This window comes from Chryseobacterium carnipullorum, assembly GCF_900142785.1.
Lineage (GTDB): Bacteria > Bacteroidota > Bacteroidia > Flavobacteriales > Weeksellaceae > Chryseobacterium > Chryseobacterium carnipullorum.
The window spans coordinates 38,352-64,451 of the sequence record NZ_FRCD01000011.1 but is presented as its reverse complement, the minus strand read 5'-3'; the positions used below and the strand labels follow the sequence as shown (position 1 = coordinate 64,451).

Here is a 26,100-nt window from a genome sequence, read left to right as displayed (position 1 = left end):
AATTTTTTAAATTATGTATAAAAAAAAACTAGTAATTATTTTTCTTTTTCTATCTTTCTGTTGTTATGCACAGACTGAATTCATCACATTATGGAAGCCTAATGTAAATGGTACCATCGATAATGCTATATCTTTTGGGGGTTCCGGAACCAGCTACACCATTAACTGGGAAGAAGTAGGATATCCTCAGCATAATGGAGTTCTTAATTCTGTCACATCAAGCAGCAGCAGTCCTGCTATCATTTCTTTTGGTACCTCTTTAAATACAAATCCAGTTCAGGCAACCTACAAAGTGAAGGTATCCAATGGCAGTGGATTGTTTTATGGATTTAAGGCTAATATCAACGTTCTTACTGAAAATCCGGAACTCACCGAAGTCAGTCAGTGGGGAGAAATCGTCTGGCTTGAGCAATTCAGCAGGGGATTTGCGAGATGTCCAAACCTTGATGTAACTGCTACAGATGCCCCAAATCTGACGCAAATCAGTAATTTATCTGAAATGTTCGCTTATTGTCCCTCTTTGATTGGCAATAATTCATTTTCCACTTGGAATACAAGCAGTATTACTAATATGAGTGGAATGTTTAGCAGAGCCACATTATTTAATCAAAATATTGGAACCTGGAATACGGCGGGAGTAACCAATTTTAGTGATATGTTTTCGCTGGCATCTTCTTTTAATCAAAATATTTCCAGCTGGAATACGGTGTCCGGAACCAATTTCTCTTCGATGTTTACGTTTGCAGTAGCTTTCAACCAGCCGTTAAATTCATGGAATACCTCTAATGCTACTAATTTTCGCTATGTATTCTCTAATGCTACCTCTTTCAATCAACCACTTAATAACTGGAATACAGGTAATGTAAAAGATTTTGAGCAAATGTTTACGAATGCTAAAGCTTTTAATCAGCCTATTGGAAACTGGGATGTTAGTAAAGTTAATGTTTCTATTGGGTTTAATATGTTTAATGGAGCTTTAAATTTTAATCAGGATATTTCTACCTGGAACATTAAGCTTCAAAACTTTCTTGATAATTCAATATATTTCGGATTAAAAAATACCGGTTTATCATGTATCAATTATAATAAATTTCTAATTGCTCTCATTAATAATCCTACATGGTCCAGCTCAGGAATAACATCCGGAACCATAGATGCAACAGGGCTAACTTATTCTACGCCACAAGCCATTATGGCAAGAGCCCAATTGGTTAACAAGGGTTTTAACATTATTGGAGATACATATAATGCTGCTTGCAATGGAAGTTTATCAACAGTAGAAACTTCTGCAAAATTAAAAATTCCGGCTTATCCTAATCCAACAACAGGAGTGATCACTGTAGAGTCTTCTGAAAACGAAGATGCTTATTTATATGACAGCACAGGCAAAGCCATTAAAAATATCACTTTAAGCAAAGGAAAAAATCAGATCGACCTTACCGGATATCCATCAGGGAACTACGTGTTAAAAGGCAATAACACCTTTACTAAAATCGTGAAGAAATAGATTATTTTTAAAATTCACAGATAAGCCTGCCCAATGGCTATTGACATCAAATAAGCTCCAAAGTCTAATGACTTTGGAGCTTATCTGTTATAACAGATATGACTTTTATTATTAGCAACATCAGCTAGGGTAGGTCGTGTAATCTTCAGAAGATCATCAGTTTTAACAGTCATTTATTCATATTCATTAAAATCTGGTCAAATTTCATAAAGAATATTCAAAATGTTTATTTTTGGCAAAAATTAAACCATGATTAAAAACTATCTCGTATCAGCTTCACTATTAATAGGTTCTCTATTTTCCGCACAGGGTGTAGGTCTGGATCTTAATTTTGCTCAAAATGGCGTTACGCCTAGTGAGTCTACAGATCGTTTCGAAGACATAGAAGTCTCTTACAATGGAAAAATACTTATTGCGGGAGAACAACTTCAATCTACTCCTTATTACAACGGAATGGTCAAAAGATATCTGCCCAATGGTTCTGTAGATCTCAATTTCGGAACCAGCGGCGTTGCTTCTATCGATGGAGGATCCTCCCAAGGAGATATTTTTCATGCACTCAAAGAGCTTCCTGACCATAAAATTTTAGCTGTTGGAAAAACAGATACTGCAGCAGGAATGTTCAATTACAATTACAACCTGTTTATGGTAAGGCTAAATGAAGATGGAACATTGGACACTACATTTGGCAACAACGGCAAAGTTGTAATGAATCTTGGAACAAACTACGATAACGGGGAAAAAATATTTACAGATAGTGCCGGAAGAATCGTGATTTTTGCAGACAAGGATGCTGTAAGTGAAGCTTATCAGTATACGAGGGGAGTTGTGATGAGATTTTTACCTAATGGTATCTTAGACACTACTTTTGCACAAAGTGGAATTCTTGAAATCAATCCTACGTATTATTCCAAACTCAATGATCTTGTTTTTTTAAATGACGGATCGATGCTTATCGGCGGTTCTTACGGATACGATTCCAATGATACGTATAATAGAGATATGTTTATTTATAAGGTTGATGAAAATGGAAATTTCGTCAATTCATTCGGAACCAATGGCGTCAAAATACTGGATATGGAAAATTCCGGAGACTTTCTTTCCAAAATAGATGTACTTCCGGACGGTAAGATACAATTGATTTCAGCGGCATTGAGTTTCGGACCGAAATCAACCTATATATCCAGACTTAATCCAGATGGAAGCTACGATACGACTTATAAAAATAGCGGAAAATATGTACCCAATACCAATATTCCTAACCATAATAAGTTGTGGGGAGGAAATGTACTGATTTTACCTGATGGAAATTATCTTCTTTGCAGCTCTTCGCAATGGACGGTTGTACAAAACGGAAATTATGATTTTGTGATGGTTGGGTTATTACAAAACGGTGAAAGAAACAATGCTTTTAATAGTACAGGAAGCTATGCAAGAGAAATATCAAATGCCCATGAATATCTTTACAACCAACACCTTGCGCCTGATGGTGGGGTTTATTTTATAGATCAATACAGACTTTATAAATTTACCAATACCTATACATTAAGACTTTCTGAGGCTGTTTCTAATAAAAATTTAACCATTTATCCTAATCCGGCCCAAAACGTCATTCATTTGAATACAAATGAAAGAGTCCTGGAAATTCAGATTATCAACATCAACGGACAAACCATAAGAACAGTAAAAGACAGCAAGCAATTGGAGGTCAGGGATTTACCTTCAGGAAATTACTTTCTGAAAATATCTCTCGAAAAAGAAATTGTTACTTTAAAATTCATAAAACAATAAAGAACAGAAGGTTGGATATAGATTATCCAACCTTTATATTTTAATGACACAGATTAACATCTTCAAATGACAGATCAAGCGTTAGTAAACTATTGGTGCCTTTGCCGGAGTATAATTTCAAAAGAAAGAACTTTTGATGCTTAATAGATATAGTGTATTCCAAAGGAAATTTCCAGGCCGCGATACAACATCAGCACAACTCAAATAATATTTAATTTAACATAATATAAATTATAGGACTTTTATAAAATATTGGGATAGAGTATAATACCGCTCCAGAATCCGTTATATCCCAAATTTTCTTTCCAGATATTCTTTAACGACTTCTGAGAACTCTTCTTTAGTCATATACCTGTCCAGAAATTTTTCCAGCCTTCCTTCGTTCTCTATTTCGCCAAAATAGTTTTCATGATCCGTACTGTAGACTGTTGGATTATTTTGGTCAGCATCTGTGAGGCATACAAAATAATGATCCGGATATCCATAAGAATAAAATATACAAATAAATTCCATTTCTGCGCCCTGTACAGTTTCCCTGATTTCAGATTCCTCTACACATCCTTCAAGCTCGCCAAAATCTTCTGAATCCTTTTTAAACGGTGTAAAAAGCCAGTCCTTATAAAAATCCTGTCCGTAGAAATGTTCATGGTTTGAAAAATAATGCTCCAGAAGATTATTGTAAAAAGTATCTTTGCTACTGCCGTACAGTTCCTTGTTATTCTCGTAGAACTGATCTATTCCATAAACATCCCATTCCTTATCATATAAATGATGTCTGAACTGTATGCTCTGCCAGTTTTCGGCAAAGCTTTTATCTGAGCTTACCCCATCTGTATTTCCCCCTAAAATGTTCAGTTTTTTTAATATTCCCGCATACATTATGTTAAATTGAATAGTTTAAATTGTTTAAAACCAGATTAATAACTCCCATTGTTCCACAGTCTTTCTGTTGTTTCTTCCTTGCTGTACTCAAAATAATTTCCATCTTTATCTATATTTCTCTGAAATAATTTGAGATTATAATTTTTAAAATTCAGCTTTAAAAACTGATGATAATACCCATTTCCATCCCGTATAAAATTTCTTTACAGGAAAAAGTACGTATAATGAAAGCTGGGCTGCTTATCACCATGCACTGGCTTTTCTTCTATGCCAGCATCAAATACGCTAATATTTCAATTGGTGTGGTCTGCTACTGTCTGACCAGTTTCTTTACCGCTGTATTCAAACCTTTGATCGATAAAGAGAAATTAAAAATCTCTGAACTGCTTCTCAGCACCTTTACCCTGTTGGGAATCAGCCTGATATTTCATTTTGATACTTCTTATCAGCTTGGAATTATTTTGGGTGTCATTTCTTCCGCTTTTGGAGCATTGTATACTATTTACAACAATCGGCTGGTCAGGCACTTTGATACCAAAGTTATCAACTTTTACCAGATGATAGCCGGAACTTTGGCTCTTGGAGCGTTTTTGCCCGTTTATCTCCTCATTTTCCCGGCAGATAGCATAGTACCTGACTTGAAAAACACCGCTTATTTGGGCATTTTAGCTCTTTTTTGTACGGTAGGGTTATATGTGGCTTTTGCAGAGGTTTTAAAGAAAATTCCGGCATTCACCGTGAATTTAACTTTTAATCTGGAGCCTGTTTATGCCATTGTGATGGCATTCTTATTTTTCGGCGAAAGCAAAGAAGTGGGTCTGCCATTTTATATAGGAATTTCTTTGATCATTGCTTCAGTTGTTTTACAGACGCTGATTTCAGTCTGGAAAAAAGAAATCACCTAATAGTGATATTGATAAAACATTATCTATCCCGATTTCTTTGTAAATAGACAAGGCTCGGCCACCGCAGGTGGCCAGCTCAACGTCTGCTTCATCAGAAAAGAATCTCCCACAGATCACACAGATTATTTTAAATTACTCTCAAGCCCATTAAAATCAAACCCAAACATCTGAACAATCTGTGAAATCTGCGGGAGATAAAAAAACAAGCTTCCAAGTTTCAAGCCAAATAATCACCTAATCCACCTCCATTTTCTTTAAAATAATCTGATTTCTGCACATCGTCACCAATACCTTGTCGCCTGCTTCAAAACCACATTCCTGAACCCATTTCCCGGCAATCCGTATTTCCGGAAAAAAGACATGCCCACTGTAAGATCTTTTAAAGCACTTATGGGAAACCGTAAGGTTGCGGAACAATTTATATTTGTTCTGTAAATTGATCTTCTTTTTCATTATTTGTTGTTTTCTGCAAACCAAATAATATCAGGCGGTATATTCCAGTTTCAGGAAGGATATTTTATACGGAATGAAAGATATTTTAGAATTTCATTTATTTTAAAAAGGAGCTTTATTTTATGTCTTAAAACTTTATATTTGTTATTATGATTGACACAGATATGCAGAATAAAAAAATACATCAGGGTAAAAACATTAAGCGTTTCCGTGAAATGCTGGGCATCAAACAGGAAGCTTTAGCTTTCGAACTGGGTGATGACTGGAACCAGAAGAAAATTTCTCTTCTTGAACAAAAAGAAACCGTGGAATCCGAAATCTTAGCCCAAGTTGCTAAAATTCTGAAAGTTCCCGCCGAAGCAATTGAGAATTTTGACGAGGAACAGGCGGTGAATATTATTTCTAATACTGTCAACAACAATGATAATGCTACAGGCAATTCATTATATAGCTATCAACCTACATTCAATCCAATTGATAAAATGGTTGAGCTTTATGAGCGTATGCTTGAGCAGCAAAAAGAAATGATTGAGAAATTGGAGAGATTGTTGGATAAAAAATAACATTGACTATATATAACAGCTTAACAATCAATGTTGACATTGCTTTTCTATAGTCTCGGAGCAAAAGCATCCTTTTAGAGTTAATTGATCATGATGGAAAAGGACAATTAAAAATTCATTCTGATCAATACAAAACTTCCGGAACTATAAAGACCAAACCTCCATGTTATTTTTTACGAAGAGATGGAAAAGTCTTATTATTTGCCTATCCTGATGTTCAGGTAGATCAAACTCTTATCATCCAGGAAGCGAATGGTGCACAAGGTATTCTTTTCAAAAAAGACAGTATTGCCTATGAGGATTATATTCCGAACTCTACTCCTTACAATATAAAAGAAGGAGCCGATGAAATTCTTTATCAGGATTTCGCTCACAGATTTTATAAAAAAGGGTATTAAACTATTATAGCTTAATAATTTAATACAAATTTCAATGATTGATTTTTTTCAGAAACTTATCAATTTTTAAGCAAAATACTTGCGTAGTCAAATAACTTCATTTAGATTTGTAGTTAAATAACTACATAATGAATTTAAGAAGAGATGTATTTCAGGCTATCGCAGACCCTACCAGAAGATCGATCCTGATGCTGGTGGCCGCACAATCGATGACGGCCGGAGCCATAGCTTCCAATTTCGATACTGCAAGACCTACCGTTTCTAAACACCTTCAGATCCTTACAGAATGTGAACTGCTACGATCTGAGCAGAATGGGCGTGAAATTATCTATCACCTTAATCCCAATAAAATGAAAGAAATTGCTGATTTTATAGAGCCCTTCCGCCAAATGTGGGACGACCGGTTCAATAAGCTGGAAAGTGTTATGAAAGCCTATCAAAAGGGCAATTAGATTTCAGATAGCATATATTAGATGCCAGACGATTACAGTCCCAATAGAACTTATACCCCGCAACTTTAATACACTCAGATTCTCATACTTCCAACCCAAAACACCCTCAAAATATGGAACTTAAAACAAAAATCCACGCTGAAGACGGCAAGCAGGAAATAGTCATTACCAGGGAATTTGATCTTCCGGTGGCATTGCTTTTCAAAGCCTATACAGAACCTGAATTGGTAGAGCAATGGATGAACACCAAAGTCCTGAAACTGGAAAACCAACCGCATGGTAGCTACCAGTTTGAAACATCCAATCCTCACGGTGACGTCGTTTTCCGGGCCAACGGAACGATTCATGAATTTGTTCCCGAACAGAAAATTACACGAACTTTTCAAATGGAAAATACGCCTTTTCCTGTTCAGATCGAGTTTTTGGAATTTGACAAACTGACCGATACCACCAGTAAAACCACCATCCACACCGTTTACAAATCTGTTCATTTCAGAGATCAAATGCTGAAATTACCTTTTGCACAGGGACTTAATATGGCGCATAACCGTTTGGAGGAGCTGTTTAAGATGAGATAATAGATAATAGATTGATAGATAATAGATTGATAGATAATAGACGGATAGATAATAGGTGAAGAGATGAGAGACAATGGAGGCGAAGGTTCAAATTGTGAATTTTGCTTTGCAAGTGAATCTTCAATGATTATTGAAAGGATAAAAATACTGAACTTTAAACTTTAAACCTTGAAAGTTATTACTCTCCCACTCTAATACACTCCAACACTAAAACTTAAAAACATGAATCCAAAAGTTGATTTTTTCTTTGATAAAGCCAATCAATGGCAGAAAGAATTTGAAAAGTTAAGAACTATAGCTTTAAGCACCGAGCTTGTAGAAGAGTTAAAATGGGGATGTCCCTGTTATATCTATCAGGGGAAAAATATTTTCTTAATCCACGGATTTAAAGAATATTGTGCAGTTCTTTTCTTTAAAGGTGCCCTGATGAAAGATCCTGATCAGATTTTGATTCAGCAATCTGAAAATGTACAGGCTGCAAGACAGATTCGTTTTACTGATGTACAGCAAATCAATGATCTGGAGGAAGCTCTTCGATCTTATATGTTTCAAGCCATTGAAATTGAAGAATCAGGTGCTAAAGTTGAAATGAAGAAAACAAAAGCGTTTGAAATGGTTGAAGAGTTTCAAAATAAACTGGATGAAAATCCTAAATTAAAAGAAGCTTTTGAAGCCCTCACTCCGGGAAGGCAAAGAGCTTACCTGCTCCACTTTTCTTCTGCAAAACAATCCAAAACCAGAGAAACAAGAATTGAAAAATGTATTCCTCAGATCCTTACAGGAAAAGGTCTCAACGATTAACTTAGTAAAATAACTCATAGAAACACCAAACCAATCCAAAAACAGAATCTACTATGAACAATAAAATCTTAACTCCCGAACAAAGCGAAAATTTTTTAAAAGTACTCAAAGCCCGCTTTGAAAAAAATATGAGCCGCCACAAAGGTCTGAGCTGGGAAAAGATCCAGCCAAAACTGGAAGCAGCTCCCGAAAAACTCTGGTCACTGAACAAAATGGAGGAAACGGAAGGTGAACCCGATGTGATAAACTATGACAAAAAAACAGACGAATACATCTTCTTCGACTGTTCCCCCGAAAGTCCTAAACGCAGAAGTCTCTGCTACGATCATCAGGCCTGGGAATCCCGAAAAGCCAATAAACCTGAAAATAATGCCATTGATAAAGCATCTGAAATAGGCATCGAACTCTTAACAGAGGAACAGTACCGCCAACTTCAGGAATTGGGGAAATTTGATTTAAAAACATCAAGCTGGGTAAAAACGCCTGCCAACATCCGCGAATTAGGCGGAGCTATCTTCTGTGACCGCCGCTACAACACTGTATTTATGTATCACAATGGAGCAGATTCTTATTATGCAGCGAGAGGTTTTAGGGGAAGTTTGAGGGTTTGAGAGTATTAAAGTTAAAAATCAAAAATTTTCAAAGAACTTAAGTGTACTTTATATACGTAAAGTTGGAAACTTAAAAAAAACTTAAGTGTTCAAAAACTCTTGTTACTTTTGTGGTTAATGTTTTTTGTTTATATACGCTTCATAAAAACGCAATTATCTGTGAAAATCCGGGTCATTCATCGTTAATTTCTAATTCATTTAAAATCAATTTCCTCCGAATACTAATATGGCCGCCAATTTTTGTTCTACGCTTTTTAAAACATTAAGATAAATGAAGATAGTAAGGTTAGTTAAGAAAAATCAAAGATTTTTTTTAAGTTATATGCCTTAAAGCGAAGCTAAAACTTAATATTCTTAAAAGCTTAATAATACTTAATGGTTTAAAATATTATTCTCACAGATTAAATAGATCAGGCGGATCATCCTATTATGGTAAAAAAAAAATCAGAGATTTTTAAAAAAGCTTAAGTGTACTTTTTTACGATAAGTTTTTAAACTTTAAAGAAACTAAAAAAAAACAAATTAGCAAAAAATATAAAATTTTATTTGCAAATCAACATAAAAACTTAAGTATTCAAAAACTTTTGTGACTTTTGTGGTTTAAGACATTCTATTATTTGTAACACTTTAGTCCACTTTAGATAGTATAAAATTATAGTCTATAAAAAAGATCACTTAAAGTGCACAAATTTTACTGAGTCCTTAAATATTGTTAAAAAAATGATCAATCTTATTCGTTTAAGAAAAATCCCGGGTTATTTATATCTAATATTCTTTCATATTTAAATACTATTACTAATTTAGTACATTGAAATTTGAATTAATATAACAACATTGGGTATGAAAAAATTAATCTTATTGGGTTCAGTATCGGTTTTTCTTGTAAACTGTAATAAAAAAACAGAAACGCCGGCTCCAAAAGCTGAAACCGACACTGCTGCGATAGTAGAACCTGTAGTAGATACACTCGGACCAAAATCATTCTGCTATATGGGCGTTACCGGAAAAGACAGCATTTTTGCATCAATTGATGACAATCTGGGGACCATTACAGGAAAATTAACATATAAAAACAGTGAAAAAGACAGTTCAAAGGGAGATATAAGCGGCTTTAAATCAGGAGATACGCTGAAATTGACTTATGAATTCCAATCTGAAGGAACAAAAAGCAAAAGAGATATTTTCTTTATTCAAAAGGACAATATCTTAACGGAAGGAATTGGGGATCACAAAGAAGAAGACGGACAGTCTAAGTATGCCGATGAAAAAAAGATCAGCTATAAAGACGGACAAAAACTACAGGCAGCCGACTGTAAATTGGTTACGAAAGCTTTAAAATAATCTAAAAACCAGATTATTCTCTTTTATTTGAAATATTCTGCATGGTATTTGCTATTTTAGAGTTTCTCACTCATAATAACAAAAAATCATCAATAAACATGCAGCATTTACAGGTAAGACCTTTTTCAAAAACGGAACTTATTGAAGGACTCAGGAAGATATTTCCCAAATACAAAATCCAGACAAGCTTTGGAGCATTGCAGGTTCGGACCAGCGGTTTTACTTTAACAGGAAATGTGAAAATAGACACGCATCCGGAAACCGGAAAAATAACTACCCAGACGCAGCTGGATTCCACTTTTTTTCTCATCATGTTTTTCCCGATCGGGCTTTATGTAATGATGAAAAAAGAGAAAATAAGAAGACTTGAAAATGAAGTGATTAAGGGAATTAAGAAAATTCTTTCTGATGACCAGTAATTGTTTCAATCGATATTAAAAAAATGAAAAGGTGGCTTGAATGGCTTCAGCCACCTTTTTTATATCGTTTATTGAAGTTCTTTTTTGATGATCTCTATAAAACGTTCTACCGCTTTATCGCTCGTATTCCATGAGGTAATAAGCCGGATAGCAGAAGATTGGGCATCAATCTTTTTCCACACAAAAAATTCAAAATGTTCCAACAGTATTTCGATAAGTTCATTGCTGATAATCGGAAAAATCTGGTTGGTATACGTATCGGACAGAAACTGTACTCCCCTTTCTTTCATCGCATTTTTGATTTTCATAGCCTGAACATTCGCATGTTTGGCAAGATCAAAATACAAATCATCTTTCATCAGCTCCTTAAACTGGATACCAAGAAGTCTTCCTTTGGCCAGTAATGCTCCCTTTTGTTTGATATTAAATGCAAAATCAGGCTGTAGCTCTTTATTATTAATCACAATAGCCTCTCCTATCAATGCCCCGTTTTTAGTTCCCCCAAGATAAAAAATATCTGTCAGTTCCGCTACTCTATCCAGCGTAAGATCGTTGATTTCACAAGTCAGTCCATGTCCCAATCTGGCACCATCCATAAACAGATAAAGGCCTTTTTGACGACAAAATTCGGAAAGCTCTTCCAGTTCATGAGCCAGATAAACCGTTCCAAGTTCTGTAGAATTTGAAATATACACCAGCTTCGGCATTACCTGATGCGGAATATTTCCGTGGCTTTCCAAAACCGGAATAATATCAGAAGGCCTCAGTTTCCCGTCTTGTGTATCAATACTCAAAACTTTATGTCCTGTAGCCTCAATCGCTCCTGTTTCATTATTTAAAATATGTCCCGGCGCTGCTGATATGACGCATTGATAAGGCCTCAGAATCGCGGAGATCACAATCAGATTGGCCTGCGTTCCTCCTGAAACCAAATAAATTTCAGAATCCTGGTTTTTAATTTTCTCTTTAATCAGTTTTTTGGCCTGCAGAGAATATTCATCTTCTCCATATCCGGCTTGTTGTTCAAAATTAGATTGTACAAGTGCTTGTAGAATATTCGGGTGGCATCCCTCAGAATAGTCGTTTTTAAATGAAAATTTCATAGAGTAAAATTAAAAAAAGTTAAAATAACAAGTCCTAATTTTATATAATATTTTGTTAGATTTGTACTGAAAATCATCTAACATTTTGAAAGCGACATTAACAGAAGAAAATTATCTGAAAGCTTTGTTTCATTTAGTTGACAATGAAGGGAAAGTAACCATCAATGAACTTAGCAAATTTCTAGGCGTTAAAATGCCGAGTGTCAATAATATGATGAAGAAGTTTGCCGACAAAAAATGGGTGATCTACGAAACCTATAAGCCATTGGTTGTGACAGACAGCGGAAAGCGTGAAGCGGCACTGGTCGTTCGTAAGCACAGGCTTACTGAAATGTTTCTGGTAAAAAAAATGAACTTCGGCTGGGAAAATGTCCACGAAATTGCAGAACAACTGGAACATGTTCATTCAAAGGTCTTCTTCGATAAAATGGATGAAATCCTGGATTATCCTAAATTTGATCCGCATGGAGAACCTATTCCTGACAAAGACGGAAATATTATTGCCCAGGACCTTCAGAAACTGAGTGCCTGTAAGGTTGGGGAAACCGTGACCTTTGCTTCTGTTACCATCTCAGACGATGGGTTCCTAAGCTATCTAAATGAAAGAAAACTTCTTCTGAATACCCGGATCAAGGTGGTCAAAATTGAAGACTTTGATAAATCAATGACAATAGAAATTGGCAACAACAAAGAAGTGATCAGCAGAAAGGCTACGGAAATTATATTGGTGAAGAAGTAAAAGATAAGTTACGTTAACTTCGTCATTTGAATCTGGTGGCCGGGAGTCCCGAAGCCACCGGATCCCGATACCTTTCACTATCCTGCCAACATCCTGACTACCTGATCAATTTCCTCCTGAGTATTAAAATAGTGAGGTGACAGCCGGATAGCTCTGTCCAGATTTTTTAAGGTAAAATCAATCAGAGCATTACTTTTATTGCTTACTGAAAAATAGACGTTGTTCTCTTTCAATATTTTATAAATCTTTTCAGTACTGTGATCAGCAGCACAGAACGTAACAATGCTGCACAAGTTATTTCCCTGATCCAAAACTCTTAAGCCATTATTCCGAAGGCCATTTCGCAAACTTTCTGCCAGTTTTTTATTATACGTTTCAATAGTATGCAAACCTATTTTACTAGCATATTTTGCAGCTTCTGAAAGCCCTAAAATTGAACTGATGGAAGTTTCCCAATGTTCGAATCGTTTCGCCGTTTTAAGCAGTTTATAATCATCGAAAGCGCTCCATTCTGCCCCGCTCATATCCAAAAATAAGGGAGCCATGTCTCTTTCTAAAACTCTGTCGGATACATATAAAAAACCTGTTCCTCTTGGCCCACGCATAAATTTCCTACCCGTTACCGTCAGAAAATCACACCCTATTTTTTCTACATCTACAACCATCTGCCCTATTGACTGACAGGCATCCACAAGATACAAGATATCATACCGGCGGCAAATTTCTCCGGCTCCTTCCACGTTCTGAATCAGTCCGGAACTGGTAGGAACATGCGTTACAGCCACAAGTTTTGGATTGTGTTTTTTAACCAGATTTTCCAAATCTTCCAGATCCAGTTCATGATCCGCAAGATTTTGGGTTCTGATTACTTTAACGCCTAAGTTTTTCTGCAGGGATATAAAAGCGATCTGATTTGAGATATAATCATCATTTGTTGTTATAATAACATCGTCATTTTCAAACCTGATGCTTGATAGAGCTTTAGCATAAGCATCGGTAGAGCTCACCGTAAAGGCCATATTATGAGGTTGAGCATTAATCAACCTGGCAGCTTGTTCATAGAATTGATTGATTTGTTCAGCATTCCTGTCAGCCGCCTCATATCCTCCATATTGCTGTTCTGAATGAATATGACTGATCATTGTTTTCGCTACAGTTTCCGGCATCAGTGATCCTCCCGCACTGTTAAAAAATAGCTTATCGGAACAGCCGGGAGTATCTCTTCTAATAATATTGAGGTCCATGTTTTATTGATTCTGATGATTTAATTTATTTTTTCACATAAAAAATCCCGAAAGTTGAAATCCGGGATTGGTATAGTTACTTATTTTGATTAGTCTAAAACACTCCAACCTCTCTTCGGATTGGTATTGGAAGAAACTTCCTGTTCGTTGACAATAATATTTTCTTTTCTCTGACCGATGTAGTCTAGTTCGCTTAATTTAGAGAAGATGATTTCCAAGCTGCGAAGCATCTGCTGAATATACAGCAACGGTTCTCCGCAATTGTGGTGGTCATAGTTGGTTTCTGCCACAATAGAAAGTTGGTTCAGTAAGGTATGCGGGGCAATCTCACTCCATTCCAAGCTGTAATTCAGCATTTCTTCCAGTTCGGCAGGGACAAGAAGCTGAGTAGAATTATAAAGATGAAGAGCCAGTTTTGCGAATGCCTCAATCAAAAATACAGGCGGTTGCCAAGGAATAATATTTCTAAATTGGAAATACATATCTCCAAATGTATTCACCATCGTAGTACACAAATACTTAACGTTTTGTGCCAGTGCGGTATTTTGGTTTTTATGAGAGGTTTTTTGAATGATTTTAAAGGCATACTGCTGAAGGTTCCCTATTGATTTTGCATAGCTTCCGTAATAATCGAGCAAAACGGGATGACTCTGAATAGACGTACACGGCGGAATAAAATTAGAATCTACCTGAGCGATATTGGCTTTTAAATCTACCTTTCCGATAATCAGATAATTTCCTCCAGAATAACTGCTGTTCAGTGAAGTTACGGGAAGCAATTCGATGTGGTGATTCGGTTGTGCATTGGGATGACGGGGTGGAATTTCCTCCGGGTCAATATCACCAAAAGGTACTTTATCAAAAGGATTAACCGAGATCAGGATATAATAATCTCCGTCTGCCTGTTCTTCGTTCATTGATCTTGCCAGAGATTTTACACTTACTCTTCTGTCCGTTAAATCAATACGATAACCCGCCATTGTGATCGCGCTGCATCTTTTGATCACAAGCTGAACATCATTGGTCGCGGTATTATGGACATCAAAAATTGTTTTATCAGTAAATTCATTGGAAATGGGCAAAAGACCGTAATTATATGTGTTGATACCCAGCGAACTGGAATCTCTGATCGTGTCAATTAAAAAATTATCCTGATCATTAAGGTGTCTCTGGGAAACTTTCATCCCATCTACCCAATTGATCGCAAAATGTTTAATAGGCTGTATCATATGTAATACTTTTAGATTTTCTGTGATTATGATTTTTTCAATACTCCTTCTTCCTCATGCTGGATCACTCTTTTGCAGATCACGACTTCATTTTCGGAGATGCTGTTGGTAGAAATGTCCTGGTCGAAATCAATATATTTTCTAAAACTGAAAAATGATTTTTTGGTGTAAAAAATCCAGTAATAAGGTTCTTTTTCTATATCGGAAAGATGAATGATTGAATTGGGATTTTTATGGTTATAATCATCCACTACCCTATAAAACCAGTCTCCGAAAGTTACACCCGTAGGCAACGTTTTGGCTTTGATTCTAAATCGGTTGGTGTCTTCCAGATTTTTGCTCAATTCAACATTCAATACCATCAATCTGTCAAAATCCACCCCATCAAAATCAGGAAGTTTCTGATCCGGTGAATATCGCCATGTTTTGTAGATATCAAAAGGAATGCTGATAAACTGAACATAACAGTAATAAAATACCATGGGAACAATGAAGATCACCATGCTTGTGGCAGCCATGACAGCATAACCGGTTCCTTTGCTTATCCAGTTAAAGATCAGAGTAAATAAAAATCCTCCAAAAGCAATACATGTTAATGAAAGTATTGATTCAAACAAAATACTCATGCCCACTGAATCAATATGCTTTCTGAAATATCTGTGCAGTAAATTAACATGAATAATCCCGAAAATAAGATAGAAAACCTGGGCTATAAGATACCAGTATGGATTAAAAAGATTTCCTGCAAAACCGAAAATTCCAGGCAGAGCCAGACATAAACTGCATAGAAGAACATAGATAATAATTACTTTAATCTTGATCGCAGGTTTATTTCTTCTGAGGAATCCCAGAATAAACATCATAATAACCGCGATTAAAGGCATTAAAATATACCTTAAAAAAATACCTTTTACTGAAGAAATTTCCATTAGCTTCTTTTCAAATTTATACTTGGTTGGTTGTTGTAAATATAATAAATTATTTTAGAGGAATGTAGAGTATCCAAGACGGCTGGCATTTCTTTCATCATCTTCAAGACTGAACGAATATTCTTCTTTCTCTGTAATAAAATTTTCCACTACGTCTACCGTTACGGGCAGAAAATAATCATATAAAGCCTGGAGTACATTTCTAAACGGATTTCCGGCAATATACTTTTTCATTTCTGTATAAGGAATAGGCCCAATATTGACCACCCAGTTCCTCTGGCCATCCATATGCTTTCCGCTGGGAATATAGGTAACTCCCAGTTTTGAATTGCCCAATAACATAGAATCATCATTTCTTTCTATCCGATCTATAATATTGGGGGCAAAAGTAACTTCCACCGGTACCTGCAGAAAAGCCGTCATGCATCTTTCAAACCATTTCTTGTCTCCTCTGATCTGATGAAAAAAAGGCAAAATATAGATGAAGATATAAGCATTCTGTTCGTCAAGCATTTTGATAAGGGGCCACAGCTCGCTCACGGTTTCCAAAAGCGTATCTGTACTGCTTGAAATATCAAACTCGGATTCTTTAAGCAGAGAACTGATTTCTGTAAAAAAAACTTCAAGCTCAAAAGGGCGGAAAAATTTCCGGGCGTCCTCTTCTATTTTCTTTTGTTTACGGATTTCACGAACTACCGTATCCACATTCTTTCGGGAAGCCCCCAAAGACGGTGGATGAAAAACCCCTTCAGGAAGATAGTCATAAATCCCCTCTCTATAGGTTTCTATTGTGAAGACTTCTTCATCAAATCCCAAATAACTGCTGGAAATACTTTTGATATCCTTCAGGTAAGCACGGTCGTTGATCCCGATCCGCTCTATAAATATATTGCTTACCGCACGCTGATATTTCAAAAGATTCACCGCCACGGCTTCAGCTTTGAAGTCGGTCTGCAGTTTATTGTAATACATGTCTACAATATTATTCTCATACATAGTGTTTCCTGTGATTATGACTTGTAAAGATAATATATCTCATAAGTTTGAAAAAATAAATTACCAACAATTTTATTTTAAAAGTACTAATTTATTAACATTAGTGGGAATAATATATGACAAATTCCGTGAAAATACGGTAATACCACGTTTTTCCAAGTTTTAAGGCCTATTTTTTAAATTGACAGCTTCTCTCTGGCACCCATCGGTTTACAATACAAAACCCATTTAATTTTGCACTTTCATAAAATTTTATACTTTATTCCTTTTATTTAGATTAAGTTTTATTAACATCTATGGGATAAGAAATTGCTCATCATTGATGGAGATTCGGAAACCGGGCCGTATCTTTGCAGCTTGTAAAATGTTATTTATAATGAAAAGTATTTATTCTAAAATTCTGATTTTAGCATTCATTTCATCTTCACTTTATTCTTACGCATGGGGATTAACGGGACACCGGGTGATCGCAGAGATTGCAGAAAACCATCTTTCAGGGAAGGCAAGAAGAGAAATCAAAAAAATAATGGGTAAAGAACGTCTGGCGTATTGGGCGAACTGGCCGGACTTTATCAAGTCGGATACCACAGGTGCCTGGAAACAAGCTTCAGCATGGCATTACGTGAACATTGATCCACAGACAGATTTTAAAACTTTTGACCAGAAACTGAAAATGCAGGCAGGTCCGAGTCTTTACACTCAGGTAAACACCTTGTCCAGCCAGATCAAAGACGAAAAAACCTCTGAAAAAGACAGAAAAATTGCGCTGATCTTCCTTATTCATATTATGGGAGACCTTGCGCAGCCCCTTCACGTAGGAAGAGCTGAAGATCTTGGTGGAAACAAGATCAATGTTACCTATTTCGGAGAAAAAACCAATCTTCACTCTGTATGGGACGGAAAACTGGTAGACTCTCAGAAATACAGCTACACAGAGTATGCCCGACTTTTAGATATCAAATCAAAGGATGAAGTGGCACAGATTCAGACCGGAACTGTAGAAGACTGGTTGTATGATTCTCACAAAATCGCCAATAAGATCTATGCACAGACTCCCAACGATTCAAAATTAGCGTACGACTATCAATACAAATTCAATGATACTCTTGAAAGACAGCTTTTGTACGGAGGTCTTAGACTGGCAAAATTATTGAATGATTTGTTTTAATAATGACTGGTAAACATTAAAATCATAAAAGAATTTTTAATTTCTAATTATTCATTCTTCACTTTGCAAGCGGAACTTCGGTTTCGCTTTTTTTGTTGGAATGGAAGGTTAAGATAAAAAGTAAAAATTCAGATTTGAACTTCATAGTCTATTTGATGTCTCAAATCTACTAATCTCACGTCTTTACTCTTTTCCTTCCTTAATTTAAAAAATAATTAAAACCCGTGTAACCTTTTTACCCCTTCGTACGTATAATATATAGTAACTCTTTTTTGAGGATAAAAATAGATGAGACAATTAAAAATCACTAAGCAGGTAACCAACAGGGAAACTGCTTCATTAGACAAGTATTTGCAGGAAATTGGTAAAGTGGAACTGATCACTGCGGACGAAGAAGTAGATTTGGCACAAAAAATACGTGCGGGCGACAGAGCTGCACTGGAGAAATTAATCAAGGCCAACCTTCGTTTCGTAGTTTCTGTATCCAAGCAATACCAAAATCAAGGTCTTTCTTTACCCGATTTAATTAATGAAGGTAATTTAGGATTGATGAAAGCGGCAAAAAGGTACGATGAAACTAGAGGTTTCAAATTTATCTCTTATGCGGTTTGGTGGATTCGCCAGTCAATTTTACAGGCTTTAGCTGAGCAGTCAAGAATTGTAAGGCTTCCGTTGAATAAAATCGGCTCCATCAACAAAATTAATAAGGCATACGCTCACCTTGAACAGGAAAATGAAAGACCTCCTTCTCCGGAAGAACTTGCTGAAGTTCTTGACATGAGCGAGGAAGATATTAAAGAATCTATGAAAAACTCCGGAAGACACCTGTCCATGGATGCACCTTTAGTAGAAGGTGAAGATTCTAATCTTTATGATGTATTGCGTTCAGGAGAATCTCCAAGTCCGGATAAAGATTTGATGCTTGAATCTCTTCAGATTGAGATTGAAAGAGCATTGAATACTTTGACTCCAAGAGAGGCTGATCTGGTAAGATTATACTTCGGATTGAACGGAAAACATCCAATGACTTTAGAAGAAATTGGTGAAACTTTCGATCTTACAAGAGAGAGAGTACGTCAGATCAAAGAAAAAGCAATCAAGAGATTGAAGCACAATACCAGAAGTAAGATTTTGAAGTCTTATTTAGGTAAATAAATTTTAGCGCAAAACAATGTATGCGGAGTCTGTTTTCAGGCTCCGTTTTTTTATTTTTGTATCTATGAACACGGATATATCTTTTTTTATCGGAGGAACCGTTTTATTTGCTGTTTTAATTAACGTTCTCCTCTATTTTTATCACAAATATAGGCGGATTATTTTTTTTCGATATCTAGATGGCAGACATTATACCATTATAGAAAATGTTGAAACCAATATAGAAAGCTATTCAAAGTTTGGTTCAAAACTTACTTACCTTAAGGCTCAGATTCTATTCTTAGAAGATGAAATATTTATTATTCATTTCAACAGGCCTATTTTACAGTTAAGCAGCAGTTCGGAAATTTTCCCATCCGTTTTTCCCAGGTTTAAAATTTCTTTTAAAGAAATACACAATGATATTCTTAAAATTAAAGGGGATACGAGCCTAGGAAATTTTAAAATCTCTTTAAATTTTAAAAATAAAAATTTCGATTTGCATTCTGTTGTATAATGGATGTAACAATTTTTAGACTATCTTCAACTAATAAGGAAAATCCAATCAAAAAAATTATGAAAAAAATACTTTTTGCTTCTGCACTGATCTTATCAACACTTTCCTGTAAAGAAAATAAATCCCGAAATGCTCAGGTGGTAGAAAATGCAGTTGATAACTCAGAATCATCTGTTTCCGGTTCTTTGAAAAGCTATCGTGATGAAAATATGATTGATAAAATTTATTCCGAACTGATCAAAAATGATAAAAGCCTGAAGGCTTTGGACGACAAGCTTGTCAAACTTTATGATGAAAACAGAAAGGTTCTGGAGCTCTATGCAGAGCCCCTCCATAAATCCGAGTCTTTTTATCTTGATGCGAAGAGTCAGGCCGGAACAATCAAAGATTCTATTCTAAAACAACAGATGGAAAAAGAAATTAAAATAAGTTCTGACCAATATGACCTTAAAATAAGCAAAGTGAAAGAACTGATGGCGAAAGTAAATCAAAACAGTGATGATATCAACAATCAATATACTGCTTTTAAAATCAGAAAAACGCTTCCTGAGATCGAAAAATACCAGAATGCACATCCTCTGAAAACAGACAGTCTGGAAAATTTCATCAAAAAACAAAATGAATTACTGAACGAATTGAAAAAATTGAAATAAAAACAATGCATTACACTACAAAATGGCTTTCCGATACCGCACGAACTGAAGAATTGGTTAATTTTTTTATCAACCACAAAACGGATTCCTATATTTCGCATGGCGAGATTATATCAGGAAGGGCTTTGGATGCAAACCATTGGAATCCTGATTTAAAAGACATATTAACCGCTCAGTTTCACTCTGGATTTACTGCGGATCAGAATTCAAAATTAAATATTCTGATTGCTGAAAATGAAGAAGGAAAAATCATAGGAATGCTCGTTTTCAATATTATTAACGGCTACAAAAATTATGCGGTATTAGAAGATATGCTTTTGGATCATTCTCTCAGAGGACAATCGCTGGGAAGTACTTTGTTGGATAAGGCTGTGGAAGAGTCTAAAAAATGGAATATCAGTTTTGTAATGCTTGAAAGTGGGCTCAATAATACAGGAGCTCATCACTTCTTCAATAAATACGGATTTAAGAAAGTATCTGAAAATTATATTTTAACACTTTAAAAGATCAAAACCGAGTCTGATGAATACCATTTCAATTATAGGCGCCGGAATCGGCGGACTGACGCTGGGAAATATTCTGAAACAACATCAGCTTGACTTTAAAGTGTATGAATCTGCACCGGAAATCAAATCTGTTGGAGCCGGCATCATGATGGCTGTGAATGCCATGCAGATTTTCGACAGGTTGGGTCTAAAAGAAAAAATTGAAAATGCAGGAAATAAAGTTCATGGAATTTCCATCACCGATGAGTCATTAAAACCTATCACAAAAACCAGTATTCCTGCTCTTGAAAAAAAATACAACTCCTGTAATGTCGCCATTCACAGGGCTGAACTACAGAAAATACTGGCAGCAAACATCGGATATGAACATATTCAGCTTAATCACTCTTTAAATAAGATTGAAAAGAAAGACAATTACTCCTTACATTTTGAAAATGGAATCCAGGCAGAAAGTAAGATAGTTTTTGGCGCAGACGGGATAAAATCTAAGATCAGAGATCAGATCCTGAGAACAGGAAACATCCGTAGTGCCGGACAGAAATGCTGGCGTGGACTGACAGCATTTGATTTACCTGAAGAGTTTAATCAGGAAGCCATTGAAATGTGGGGAAAAGGAAAGCGTTTCGGTTTTGTGAAAATTTCGGATAAAAAGGTGTATTGGTATGCTTTGGTTAATGAAAAAATATACAAACGTGATCTGAATATTTCTGATTATTTTGAAGATTTTCATCCTCTTGTTTTGGACATTCTGGAGGCGACTTTAGAAGACAATACTATACTCAATGATATTATTGACCTGTCTCCTATTCCTCTCTGGTATTCTGAAAATCTATGCCTGATCGGTGATGCTGCTCATGCTACGACTCCCAATATGGGTCAAGGCGCCTGTCAGGCTATTGAAGATGCCTACATCATTGGCCGATTGCTTGAAACCCATCAGGATTTTAATGTTGTTTTTGAAAAATTTCAAAAAATAAGAAGGGACAAAGTAAATTATATCGTCAGTACAAGCTGGAAAATAGGAAAGATTTCCCAGTGGGAAAAGGGAAATGCAATGCGTAACTTTTTGATGCGATTAATTCCGGAAAGCACCAATCAAAAGCTTGCTGAAAAGATTATTAAACTGGAGATGTAAAACTTTGTTTTTTATTGTATTTAAATACAAAATTACTACTCATCCTTTTAAAACAAAAAGACTGCCTTATCCGGCAGTCTCTCTTTTAGTAGGTTAAAGTAAGTCCGGCTCCCCATCCCATTTCATTATCATAATTTCCGGAGACTGACACCCATTTCTGTACAATATATCTCAGTCCTGTTGAAAATTCTCCGTCAGAATTGAGACTGAAATTTCCTCTGATCCTTCTGGAAATCGGAATATCTTCTCTGCTTAATTCCAGCAGCACTTTTCCATTCTGATCCACACTTGCATCTGCCGTCACCAGCATCGGTAACATATACTGTACTCCGATCATGAATGCATACTGGTCTTTTGAAGCTTTTTGTTGTCCGAACCAGGTCTTTTTACCACGGAATTTCATTCCCATATCTTCGGCCATCTGTCTCTCCATAATCTCATGGTTTTTCTGAATTCTTAAACCTGCGTATGGAAGCGCCCACTGGAATTTCCCCAGGAATCTTCCTACTTTCACATTGCCTTCAAAGTGATCAAAATCCCAGTTAGAGTGAAACTGATTCAGGTTGGCCCATCTTGGTCCGAACATCGTCATGCTTTCAGCATGTACTTTGTTACTTGCTATATCCAGCATGGCCATGGAGCTGATCATTTTATTATCCTTCAGGAAGTTTTTCCAGGCCAGCTTTCTGTCCGGCAGCTGTGGATTTGGTTTTGAATTTTCATAGCTGAATATTCTTCCCATTCCGGCCATCATATGGTATAAAATATGACAGTGGAAAAACCAATCCCCGTCCTGATTGGCTGCAAACTCAATCGTATTGGTCTCCATAGGCATAATATCGACTACATTTTTCAGCGGAGAATATTCTCCTTTTGAATTGATCAGTCTGAAATCATGGCCGTGAAGGTGCATCGGATGGCGCATCATGGAATTGTTGTACATTGTAATTCTCAGGATTTCGCCTTTTTTAACCAGGATTTTATCTGTTTCTGTAACCGTTTTATTATCCAGCGTCCAGAGATATTGATTCATATTTCCTTCCAGTGTAAACTTCAGTACTCTAACATTATCATCCGGCAGAATGGTCTTCTCAGGAGATTTTAAAAGACTGTATGACAGCCTTTTAATCGGCTTTTCTTCTTTCATATCCATCCCTGAATGTTGGGAATGATCTTCCTGCTTTCCTCCGGAGTCTTTGGTTTTAACCCCCATCATTTCATTCATGTGCTTCATCGTCATTTTTCTCTGACTTTCGGAAAGTTCCGGATACATCACTTCATTCATGTCCATCATCTGATTTCCCATCGTCATATTCATAGGCTTCATATTCCCGCTCATTTCCATCATGCCATTCATCATTTTCATTCCTTCAAACAACAGCAGTCTCGGCAGATTCGGAGCTTCCACTTTTTCTCCGGCACCAAGCCATAACGAAGCATGTCCTACCCTGTCTTCCGATGTAGAACGGAATTCAAAACTTTTATTTTCAGGGATAGTGACTTCAATATCATACGTTTCGGAAACCCCGACGATAAGACGGTCTACTTCTACCGGAACGACATCATTTCCATCGTTTCCCACTACTTTTATTTTTCCACCTCCGTAATTCAGCCAGAAATAGGTGGATGATCCGCCATTGGCTACTCTGAGTCTTACTTTATCACCTGCTTTCAGGTTAGAATAATCAGAGCTTGGAAGACCGTTGATGAGAAATTTATCGTAATAGACATCACTTACATCCATGGCTTCCATCCTCTTCCATTCATTTAATGCTTTTGTTCCGAAATTTCCGGATTTAATGGCTTCCCAATAACTCTGGACTGCATTTTTTTTAATGGCATACCAGTCTGTATTGGCCATATGAAGCCTTCTCGAGATCTGCATCGGGTCTTCATCGCTCCAGTCTCCGAGTAATACCGGAATTTCTTTTGTATAGGAAGGTTTAGGCTCACCTTCTCTTTTATTGAATACTAAAATCCCGTTCATCCCAATCTGCTCCTGAAGGGCTTCGTGGGAGTGGTACCAATAGGTTCCGTTTTGAGATACTCTAAACTTATACAAATGGGTTTCTCCAGGGGTTACAGGCTTTGTGGTAAGGTAGGGAACCCCATCCTGTTCATTGGGAAGAATTACGCCATGCCAATGCAGTCCGGTATTTTCCTTCAGCATATTATGAAGATAAATTTCTGCGGTATCTCCCTCTGTAAAATATAAAGTGGGAGCCTGCAGTTTTCCGTTGATCGCAATAGCTCTTCGTTTTTTTCCTGTAAAATTGACGATCGTATCTTTTACATAGAGATCATATCTTACTGTTTTCCCTCCGAAAGTCACTCTTCCGTTTTCAGAATTTCTTTTGAAGACGGATGGATTTTCTTTTGGCTCCTCTACTGCAATGTGCTGATGACTCTCTTTTTTTACCATTTCCATTCCGCATTTTGGGCATTTCCCAGGTTTGTCTGAAGTCACTTCAGGATGCATCGGACAGCTGTAGAGTGATTTTATTTTAGGCTGAGATTGAGAAGACTTAAGTTGAGACTGCTGCACAGATTGTGAAGGCTTAGACTTTGTATCAGTCTTATTTCTTCCGGCCTCTTTCATCTTTGGCTTTGCATCAGTTTTCACTTTAACCTTATTATTTTTAATTTCTGCAGGCTTTTGTATTGCTTTCTGCTCTGGCTTCGCCACAACTTTAGGTTTTACTGCAACGGTTTTCCTGACCAGCGTCATTTTGCATTTGGGGCAATCTCCGGGTTTAGAAGACATTACCTCAGGATGCATCGGACAGGTATAATACGTTTTCGTGGTTTGCGCGAAAGTAAAAACAGAGAACAAAAGCACCAGAAATATTATTATTTTTTTCATAATATTCCGAACTTTTTAACATTACATAGCCTAAAGTCAATTTTAATTTAAGCTATGTAATCTATTGTTTTAAAATTAAATAGGATAATTAATTGATTTCTGACTTTACATTTCCACAAGAAAGCATAGATTTTCCGTAGTAAGGATTCGCGATCTTTTTTTCATCGCTTAACCAGCTTGAATCAGCCATTGGACAATACTGAACATAAACCGGCTTTTCAGAAAGTTTAAACTCTTTGGTCAAGGCGATCATATTCTCAGAAAGATTGGAAAAAGTTTCTCTTTGCGCTGTAATATTTCGGGCATCAGAGATCACTGTGGCGTCTTTTCTTAGAATGTTAAGGTTTCCTTCAGAAACTAATTTATAGTCAACGGTTGAGGCTGTTTTGATGAATTCAGCGGCTGCTTTTGAGGTTTTGTCTGCGTCATCTGAAGCTAAAGCTGTTTTAATGGCAATATAGTTCTGATACAGTTTGGAAACCTGAGCGTCTTTTTTAGACTGAGCAGAAAGTGAAATAATAGAAAACAGAGATAGAACTGTTGTAATGATATACTTTTTCATTGTTTAAAATTTTAGAATTAATTTTAATAAAGAATAATGGAAACGCATCATGCGTTGAACCGCGTTGTCCACGAAGGAATGCTCATCTGAACACTACAGACAACAGACGGATCTTAAATTCTAAAATGACAATGATTGATATAGATGGGAACCGGCCTGTACACTGGCGGTCCGTTGATTCTTATTCTGGTAAATTTTGATGCTGAAAAAGATTGATCTGTAAAGAAATACTGATGCTGTGTAAATGCCGGAGCGATTTGCCCTAAAAAATCAATCATCAACAGATCGGATTTCTGGGAATCGTCTACTTTTACTACTTTTACCTCAGTTTTACAACATCCTTTTTTTTCCTTAACGCCACATTTGCCACAAATATCAGTGGTTTTCTGACTTACGGAAACAAACTCTTCCATACAGAAATGTACGCTGAAAGCTGCTCCGGAAGAAAATCCAAAGTAGAAAACAGAGAAAAATATGGCGAGAATCTTTTTCATTGGTTGTACAAAGGTAAAAATATCCCAGAAACGACTGTTATAAAATTATGTATACTTGTTATAAAATTCAGTCATCATAAAAAAGCTTCTGAATAGTTCAGAAGCTTTCTTTATTTTGTACTCTCGC

At 36.3% G+C, this 26,100-nt stretch carries 26 protein-coding genes; 16 read left to right on the top strand and 10 right to left on the bottom strand.

What is annotated here, in order from left to right; genetic code table 11:
* Positions 1-13: 13 nt before the first annotated feature.
* Together BUC06_RS13365 and BUC06_RS13360 are read left to right on the top strand one after the other, a co-directional pair.
* The gene (locus BUC06_RS13365; protein WP_073334515.1) at positions 14-1,507 is read left to right on the top strand and encodes a BspA family leucine-rich repeat surface protein; all 1,494 of its coding nucleotides are present in this window, start codon (positions 14-16) and stop codon (positions 1,505-1,507) included.
* A gap of 249 nt (positions 1,508-1,756) precedes the next feature.
* Entirely contained in the window at positions 1,757-3,298 is a 1,542-nt protein-coding gene (locus tag BUC06_RS13360) for a T9SS type A sorting domain-containing protein (RefSeq protein ID WP_073334514.1), read from the top strand.
* A gap of 285 nt (positions 3,299-3,583) precedes the next feature.
* On the opposite strand, the gene BUC06_RS13355 is transcribed toward BUC06_RS13360, so the two are convergent.
* Positions 3,584-4,177, bottom strand: coding sequence for a hypothetical protein (locus BUC06_RS13355; protein ID WP_073334513.1), 594 nt, complete (start codon positions 4,175-4,177; stop codon positions 3,584-3,586).
* A 227-nt stretch (positions 4,178-4,404) separates the two neighbouring features.
* On the opposite strand from BUC06_RS13355, the gene BUC06_RS13350 reads away from it, so the two are divergent.
* Positions 4,405-5,085 (top strand): DMT family transporter, encoded by a 681-nt coding sequence (locus tag BUC06_RS13350; RefSeq protein WP_228423738.1) that lies wholly within the window; start codon positions 4,405-4,407, stop codon positions 5,083-5,085.
* A gap of 234 nt (positions 5,086-5,319) precedes the next feature.
* On the opposite strand, the gene BUC06_RS13345 is transcribed toward BUC06_RS13350, so the two are convergent.
* Positions 5,320-5,538: a SymE family type I addiction module toxin gene (locus BUC06_RS13345; RefSeq protein WP_073334512.1), complete on the bottom strand. Its 219-nt coding sequence runs from the start codon at positions 5,536-5,538 to the stop codon at positions 5,320-5,322.
* A 149-nt stretch (positions 5,539-5,687) separates the two neighbouring features.
* Between BUC06_RS13345 and BUC06_RS13340 the strand changes: the two genes are divergently transcribed.
* From BUC06_RS13340 to BUC06_RS13310, 7 genes are all read left to right on the top strand, one after another.
* Positions 5,688-6,101 (top strand): helix-turn-helix transcriptional regulator, encoded by a 414-nt coding sequence (locus BUC06_RS13340; protein WP_073334511.1) that lies wholly within the window; start codon positions 5,688-5,690, stop codon positions 6,099-6,101.
* Positions 6,102-6,627: 526 nt separating this feature from the next.
* Positions 6,628-6,951 carry an ArsR/SmtB family transcription factor gene (locus BUC06_RS13335; protein ID WP_073334510.1) on the top strand — a complete coding sequence of 108 codons (324 nt, stop codon included), beginning with the start codon at positions 6,628-6,630 and terminating at the stop codon, positions 6,949-6,951.
* A gap of 113 nt (positions 6,952-7,064) precedes the next feature.
* A complete protein-coding gene (locus BUC06_RS13330; RefSeq protein WP_073334509.1) occupies positions 7,065-7,529 on the top strand; it encodes an SRPBCC domain-containing protein in 465 nt (154 codons plus the stop codon).
* Between the two features lie 222 nt (positions 7,530-7,751).
* Positions 7,752-8,330 carry a YdeI/OmpD-associated family protein gene (locus tag BUC06_RS13325; protein ID WP_073334508.1) on the top strand — a complete coding sequence of 193 codons (579 nt, stop codon included), beginning with the start codon at positions 7,752-7,754 and terminating at the stop codon, positions 8,328-8,330.
* 53 nt (positions 8,331-8,383) lie between these two features.
* Positions 8,384-8,941 (top strand): DUF4256 domain-containing protein, encoded by a 558-nt coding sequence (locus BUC06_RS13320; RefSeq protein WP_073334507.1) that lies wholly within the window; start codon positions 8,384-8,386, stop codon positions 8,939-8,941.
* A gap of 840 nt (positions 8,942-9,781) precedes the next feature.
* Positions 9,782-10,282: a hypothetical protein gene (locus BUC06_RS13315; RefSeq protein ID WP_073334506.1), complete on the top strand. Its 501-nt coding sequence runs from the start codon at positions 9,782-9,784 to the stop codon at positions 10,280-10,282.
* 98 nt (positions 10,283-10,380) lie between these two features.
* Positions 10,381-10,701, top strand: a complete 321-nt coding sequence (locus BUC06_RS13310; protein WP_139263358.1) for a hypothetical protein — start codon at positions 10,381-10,383, stop codon at positions 10,699-10,701.
* A gap of 68 nt (positions 10,702-10,769) precedes the next feature.
* Here the strand turns inward: BUC06_RS13310 and BUC06_RS13305 are convergent, their stop codons facing one another.
* Positions 10,770-11,804 (bottom strand): threonine aldolase family protein, encoded by a 1,035-nt coding sequence (locus BUC06_RS13305; RefSeq protein WP_073334504.1) that lies wholly within the window; start codon positions 11,802-11,804, stop codon positions 10,770-10,772.
* Between the two features lie 85 nt (positions 11,805-11,889).
* On the opposite strand from BUC06_RS13305, the gene BUC06_RS13300 reads away from it, so the two are divergent.
* Complete coding sequence (locus BUC06_RS13300; protein ID WP_073334503.1) at positions 11,890-12,543, top strand: metal-dependent transcriptional regulator; 654 nt, start codon at positions 11,890-11,892, stop codon at positions 12,541-12,543.
* 77 nt (positions 12,544-12,620) lie between these two features.
* On the opposite strand, the gene BUC06_RS13295 is transcribed toward BUC06_RS13300, so the two are convergent.
* The 4 genes from BUC06_RS13295 to BUC06_RS13280 form a co-directional block, all read right to left on the bottom strand.
* Positions 12,621-13,787: an aminotransferase class V-fold PLP-dependent enzyme gene (locus BUC06_RS13295; protein WP_073334502.1), complete on the bottom strand. Its 1,167-nt coding sequence runs from the start codon at positions 13,785-13,787 to the stop codon at positions 12,621-12,623.
* 89 nt (positions 13,788-13,876) lie between these two features.
* On the bottom strand, positions 13,877-15,016 hold the full coding sequence (locus tag BUC06_RS13290; RefSeq protein ID WP_073334501.1) for a hypothetical protein: 1,140 nt from the start codon (positions 15,014-15,016) through the stop codon (positions 13,877-13,879).
* 26 nt (positions 15,017-15,042) lie between these two features.
* Positions 15,043-15,945, bottom strand: a complete 903-nt coding sequence (locus BUC06_RS13285; RefSeq protein WP_073334500.1) for a TssN family type VI secretion system protein — start codon at positions 15,943-15,945, stop codon at positions 15,043-15,045.
* Positions 15,946-15,999: 54 nt separating this feature from the next.
* Entirely contained in the window at positions 16,000-16,917 is a 918-nt protein-coding gene (locus BUC06_RS13280; protein WP_228423736.1) for a type VI secretion system baseplate subunit TssG, read from the bottom strand.
* Between the two features lie 400 nt (positions 16,918-17,317).
* Here BUC06_RS13280 and BUC06_RS13275 point away from each other — a divergent pair, with 400 nt between their 5' ends.
* From BUC06_RS13275 to BUC06_RS13250, 5 genes are all read left to right on the top strand, one after another.
* Positions 17,318-18,109 carry a S1/P1 nuclease gene (locus BUC06_RS13275; RefSeq protein ID WP_073334498.1) on the top strand — a complete coding sequence of 264 codons (792 nt, stop codon included), beginning with the start codon at positions 17,318-17,320 and terminating at the stop codon, positions 18,107-18,109.
* 288 nt (positions 18,110-18,397) lie between these two features.
* Positions 18,398-19,264, top strand: a complete 867-nt coding sequence (locus BUC06_RS13270; protein ID WP_055859010.1) for a sigma-70 family RNA polymerase sigma factor — start codon at positions 18,398-18,400, stop codon at positions 19,262-19,264.
* 555 nt (positions 19,265-19,819) lie between these two features.
* Positions 19,820-20,413: a hypothetical protein gene (locus BUC06_RS13260; RefSeq protein WP_073334628.1), complete on the top strand. Its 594-nt coding sequence runs from the start codon at positions 19,820-19,822 to the stop codon at positions 20,411-20,413.
* 5 nt (positions 20,414-20,418) lie between these two features.
* A complete protein-coding gene (locus BUC06_RS13255) occupies positions 20,419-20,916 on the top strand; it encodes a GNAT family N-acetyltransferase (protein WP_073334496.1) in 498 nt (165 codons plus the stop codon).
* A gap of 19 nt (positions 20,917-20,935) precedes the next feature.
* Complete coding sequence (locus BUC06_RS13250; protein WP_073334495.1) at positions 20,936-22,054, top strand: FAD-dependent monooxygenase; 1,119 nt, start codon at positions 20,936-20,938, stop codon at positions 22,052-22,054.
* An 85-nt stretch (positions 22,055-22,139) separates the two neighbouring features.
* On the opposite strand, the gene BUC06_RS13245 is transcribed toward BUC06_RS13250, so the two are convergent.
* The 3 genes from BUC06_RS13245 to BUC06_RS13235 form a co-directional block, all read right to left on the bottom strand.
* A complete protein-coding gene (locus BUC06_RS13245; RefSeq protein WP_073334494.1) occupies positions 22,140-24,917 on the bottom strand; it encodes a multicopper oxidase domain-containing protein in 2,778 nt (925 codons plus the stop codon).
* A gap of 88 nt (positions 24,918-25,005) precedes the next feature.
* Positions 25,006-25,479 (bottom strand): DUF3347 domain-containing protein, encoded by a 474-nt coding sequence (locus BUC06_RS13240; RefSeq protein ID WP_073334493.1) that lies wholly within the window; start codon positions 25,477-25,479, stop codon positions 25,006-25,008.
* Positions 25,480-25,592: 113 nt separating this feature from the next.
* On the bottom strand, positions 25,593-25,973 hold the full coding sequence (locus tag BUC06_RS13235) for an HYC_CC_PP family protein (protein WP_228423734.1): 381 nt from the start codon (positions 25,971-25,973) through the stop codon (positions 25,593-25,595).
* Between the last annotated feature and the right edge of the window lie 127 nt (positions 25,974-26,100).

Coding starts and splice junctions, on each gene's coding strand:
- BUC06_RS13295 (WP_073334502.1), bottom strand. CDS start 13,787: ATGGACCTCAATATTATTAGAAGAGATACTCCCGGCTGTTCCGATAAG.
- BUC06_RS13335 (WP_073334510.1), top strand. CDS start 6,628: ATGAATTTAAGAAGAGATGTATTTCAGGCTATCGCAGACCCTACCAGA.
- BUC06_RS13290 (WP_073334501.1), bottom strand. CDS start 15,016: ATGATACAGCCTATTAAACATTTTGCGATCAATTGGGTAGATGGGATG.
- BUC06_RS13245 (WP_073334494.1), bottom strand. CDS start 24,917: ATGAAAAAAATAATAATATTTCTGGTGCTTTTGTTCTCTGTTTTTACT.
- BUC06_RS13305 (WP_073334504.1), bottom strand. CDS start 11,804: ATGAAATTTTCATTTAAAAACGACTATTCTGAGGGATGCCACCCGAAT.
- BUC06_RS13315 (WP_073334506.1), top strand. CDS start 9,782: ATGAAAAAATTAATCTTATTGGGTTCAGTATCGGTTTTTCTTGTAAAC.
- BUC06_RS13365 (WP_073334515.1), top strand. CDS start 14: ATGTATAAAAAAAAACTAGTAATTATTTTTCTTTTTCTATCTTTCTGT.
- BUC06_RS13340 (WP_073334511.1), top strand. CDS start 5,688: ATGATTGACACAGATATGCAGAATAAAAAAATACATCAGGGTAAAAAC.
- BUC06_RS13280 (WP_228423736.1), bottom strand. CDS start 16,917: ATGTATTACAATAAACTGCAGACCGACTTCAAAGCTGAAGCCGTGGCG.
- BUC06_RS13350 (WP_228423738.1), top strand. CDS start 4,405: ATGAAAGCTGGGCTGCTTATCACCATGCACTGGCTTTTCTTCTATGCC.
- BUC06_RS13345 (WP_073334512.1), bottom strand. CDS start 5,538: ATGAAAAAGAAGATCAATTTACAGAACAAATATAAATTGTTCCGCAAC.
- BUC06_RS13250 (WP_073334495.1), top strand. CDS start 20,936: ATGAATACCATTTCAATTATAGGCGCCGGAATCGGCGGACTGACGCTG.
- BUC06_RS13355 (WP_073334513.1), bottom strand. CDS start 4,177: ATGTATGCGGGAATATTAAAAAAACTGAACATTTTAGGGGGAAATACA.
- BUC06_RS13260 (WP_073334628.1), top strand. CDS start 19,820: ATGAAAAAAATACTTTTTGCTTCTGCACTGATCTTATCAACACTTTCC.
- BUC06_RS13285 (WP_073334500.1), bottom strand. CDS start 15,945: ATGGAAATTTCTTCAGTAAAAGGTATTTTTTTAAGGTATATTTTAATG.
- BUC06_RS13325 (WP_073334508.1), top strand. CDS start 7,752: ATGAATCCAAAAGTTGATTTTTTCTTTGATAAAGCCAATCAATGGCAG.
- BUC06_RS13275 (WP_073334498.1), top strand. CDS start 17,318: ATGAAAAGTATTTATTCTAAAATTCTGATTTTAGCATTCATTTCATCT.
- BUC06_RS13235 (WP_228423734.1), bottom strand. CDS start 25,973: ATGAAAAAGATTCTCGCCATATTTTTCTCTGTTTTCTACTTTGGATTT.
- BUC06_RS13240 (WP_073334493.1), bottom strand. CDS start 25,479: ATGAAAAAGTATATCATTACAACAGTTCTATCTCTGTTTTCTATTATT.
- BUC06_RS13270 (WP_055859010.1), top strand. CDS start 18,398: ATGAGACAATTAAAAATCACTAAGCAGGTAACCAACAGGGAAACTGCT.
- BUC06_RS13360 (WP_073334514.1), top strand. CDS start 1,757: ATGATTAAAAACTATCTCGTATCAGCTTCACTATTAATAGGTTCTCTA.
- BUC06_RS13255 (WP_073334496.1), top strand. CDS start 20,419: ATGCATTACACTACAAAATGGCTTTCCGATACCGCACGAACTGAAGAA.
- BUC06_RS13320 (WP_073334507.1), top strand. CDS start 8,384: ATGAACAATAAAATCTTAACTCCCGAACAAAGCGAAAATTTTTTAAAA.
- BUC06_RS13310 (WP_139263358.1), top strand. CDS start 10,381: ATGCAGCATTTACAGGTAAGACCTTTTTCAAAAACGGAACTTATTGAA.
- BUC06_RS13330 (WP_073334509.1), top strand. CDS start 7,065: ATGGAACTTAAAACAAAAATCCACGCTGAAGACGGCAAGCAGGAAATA.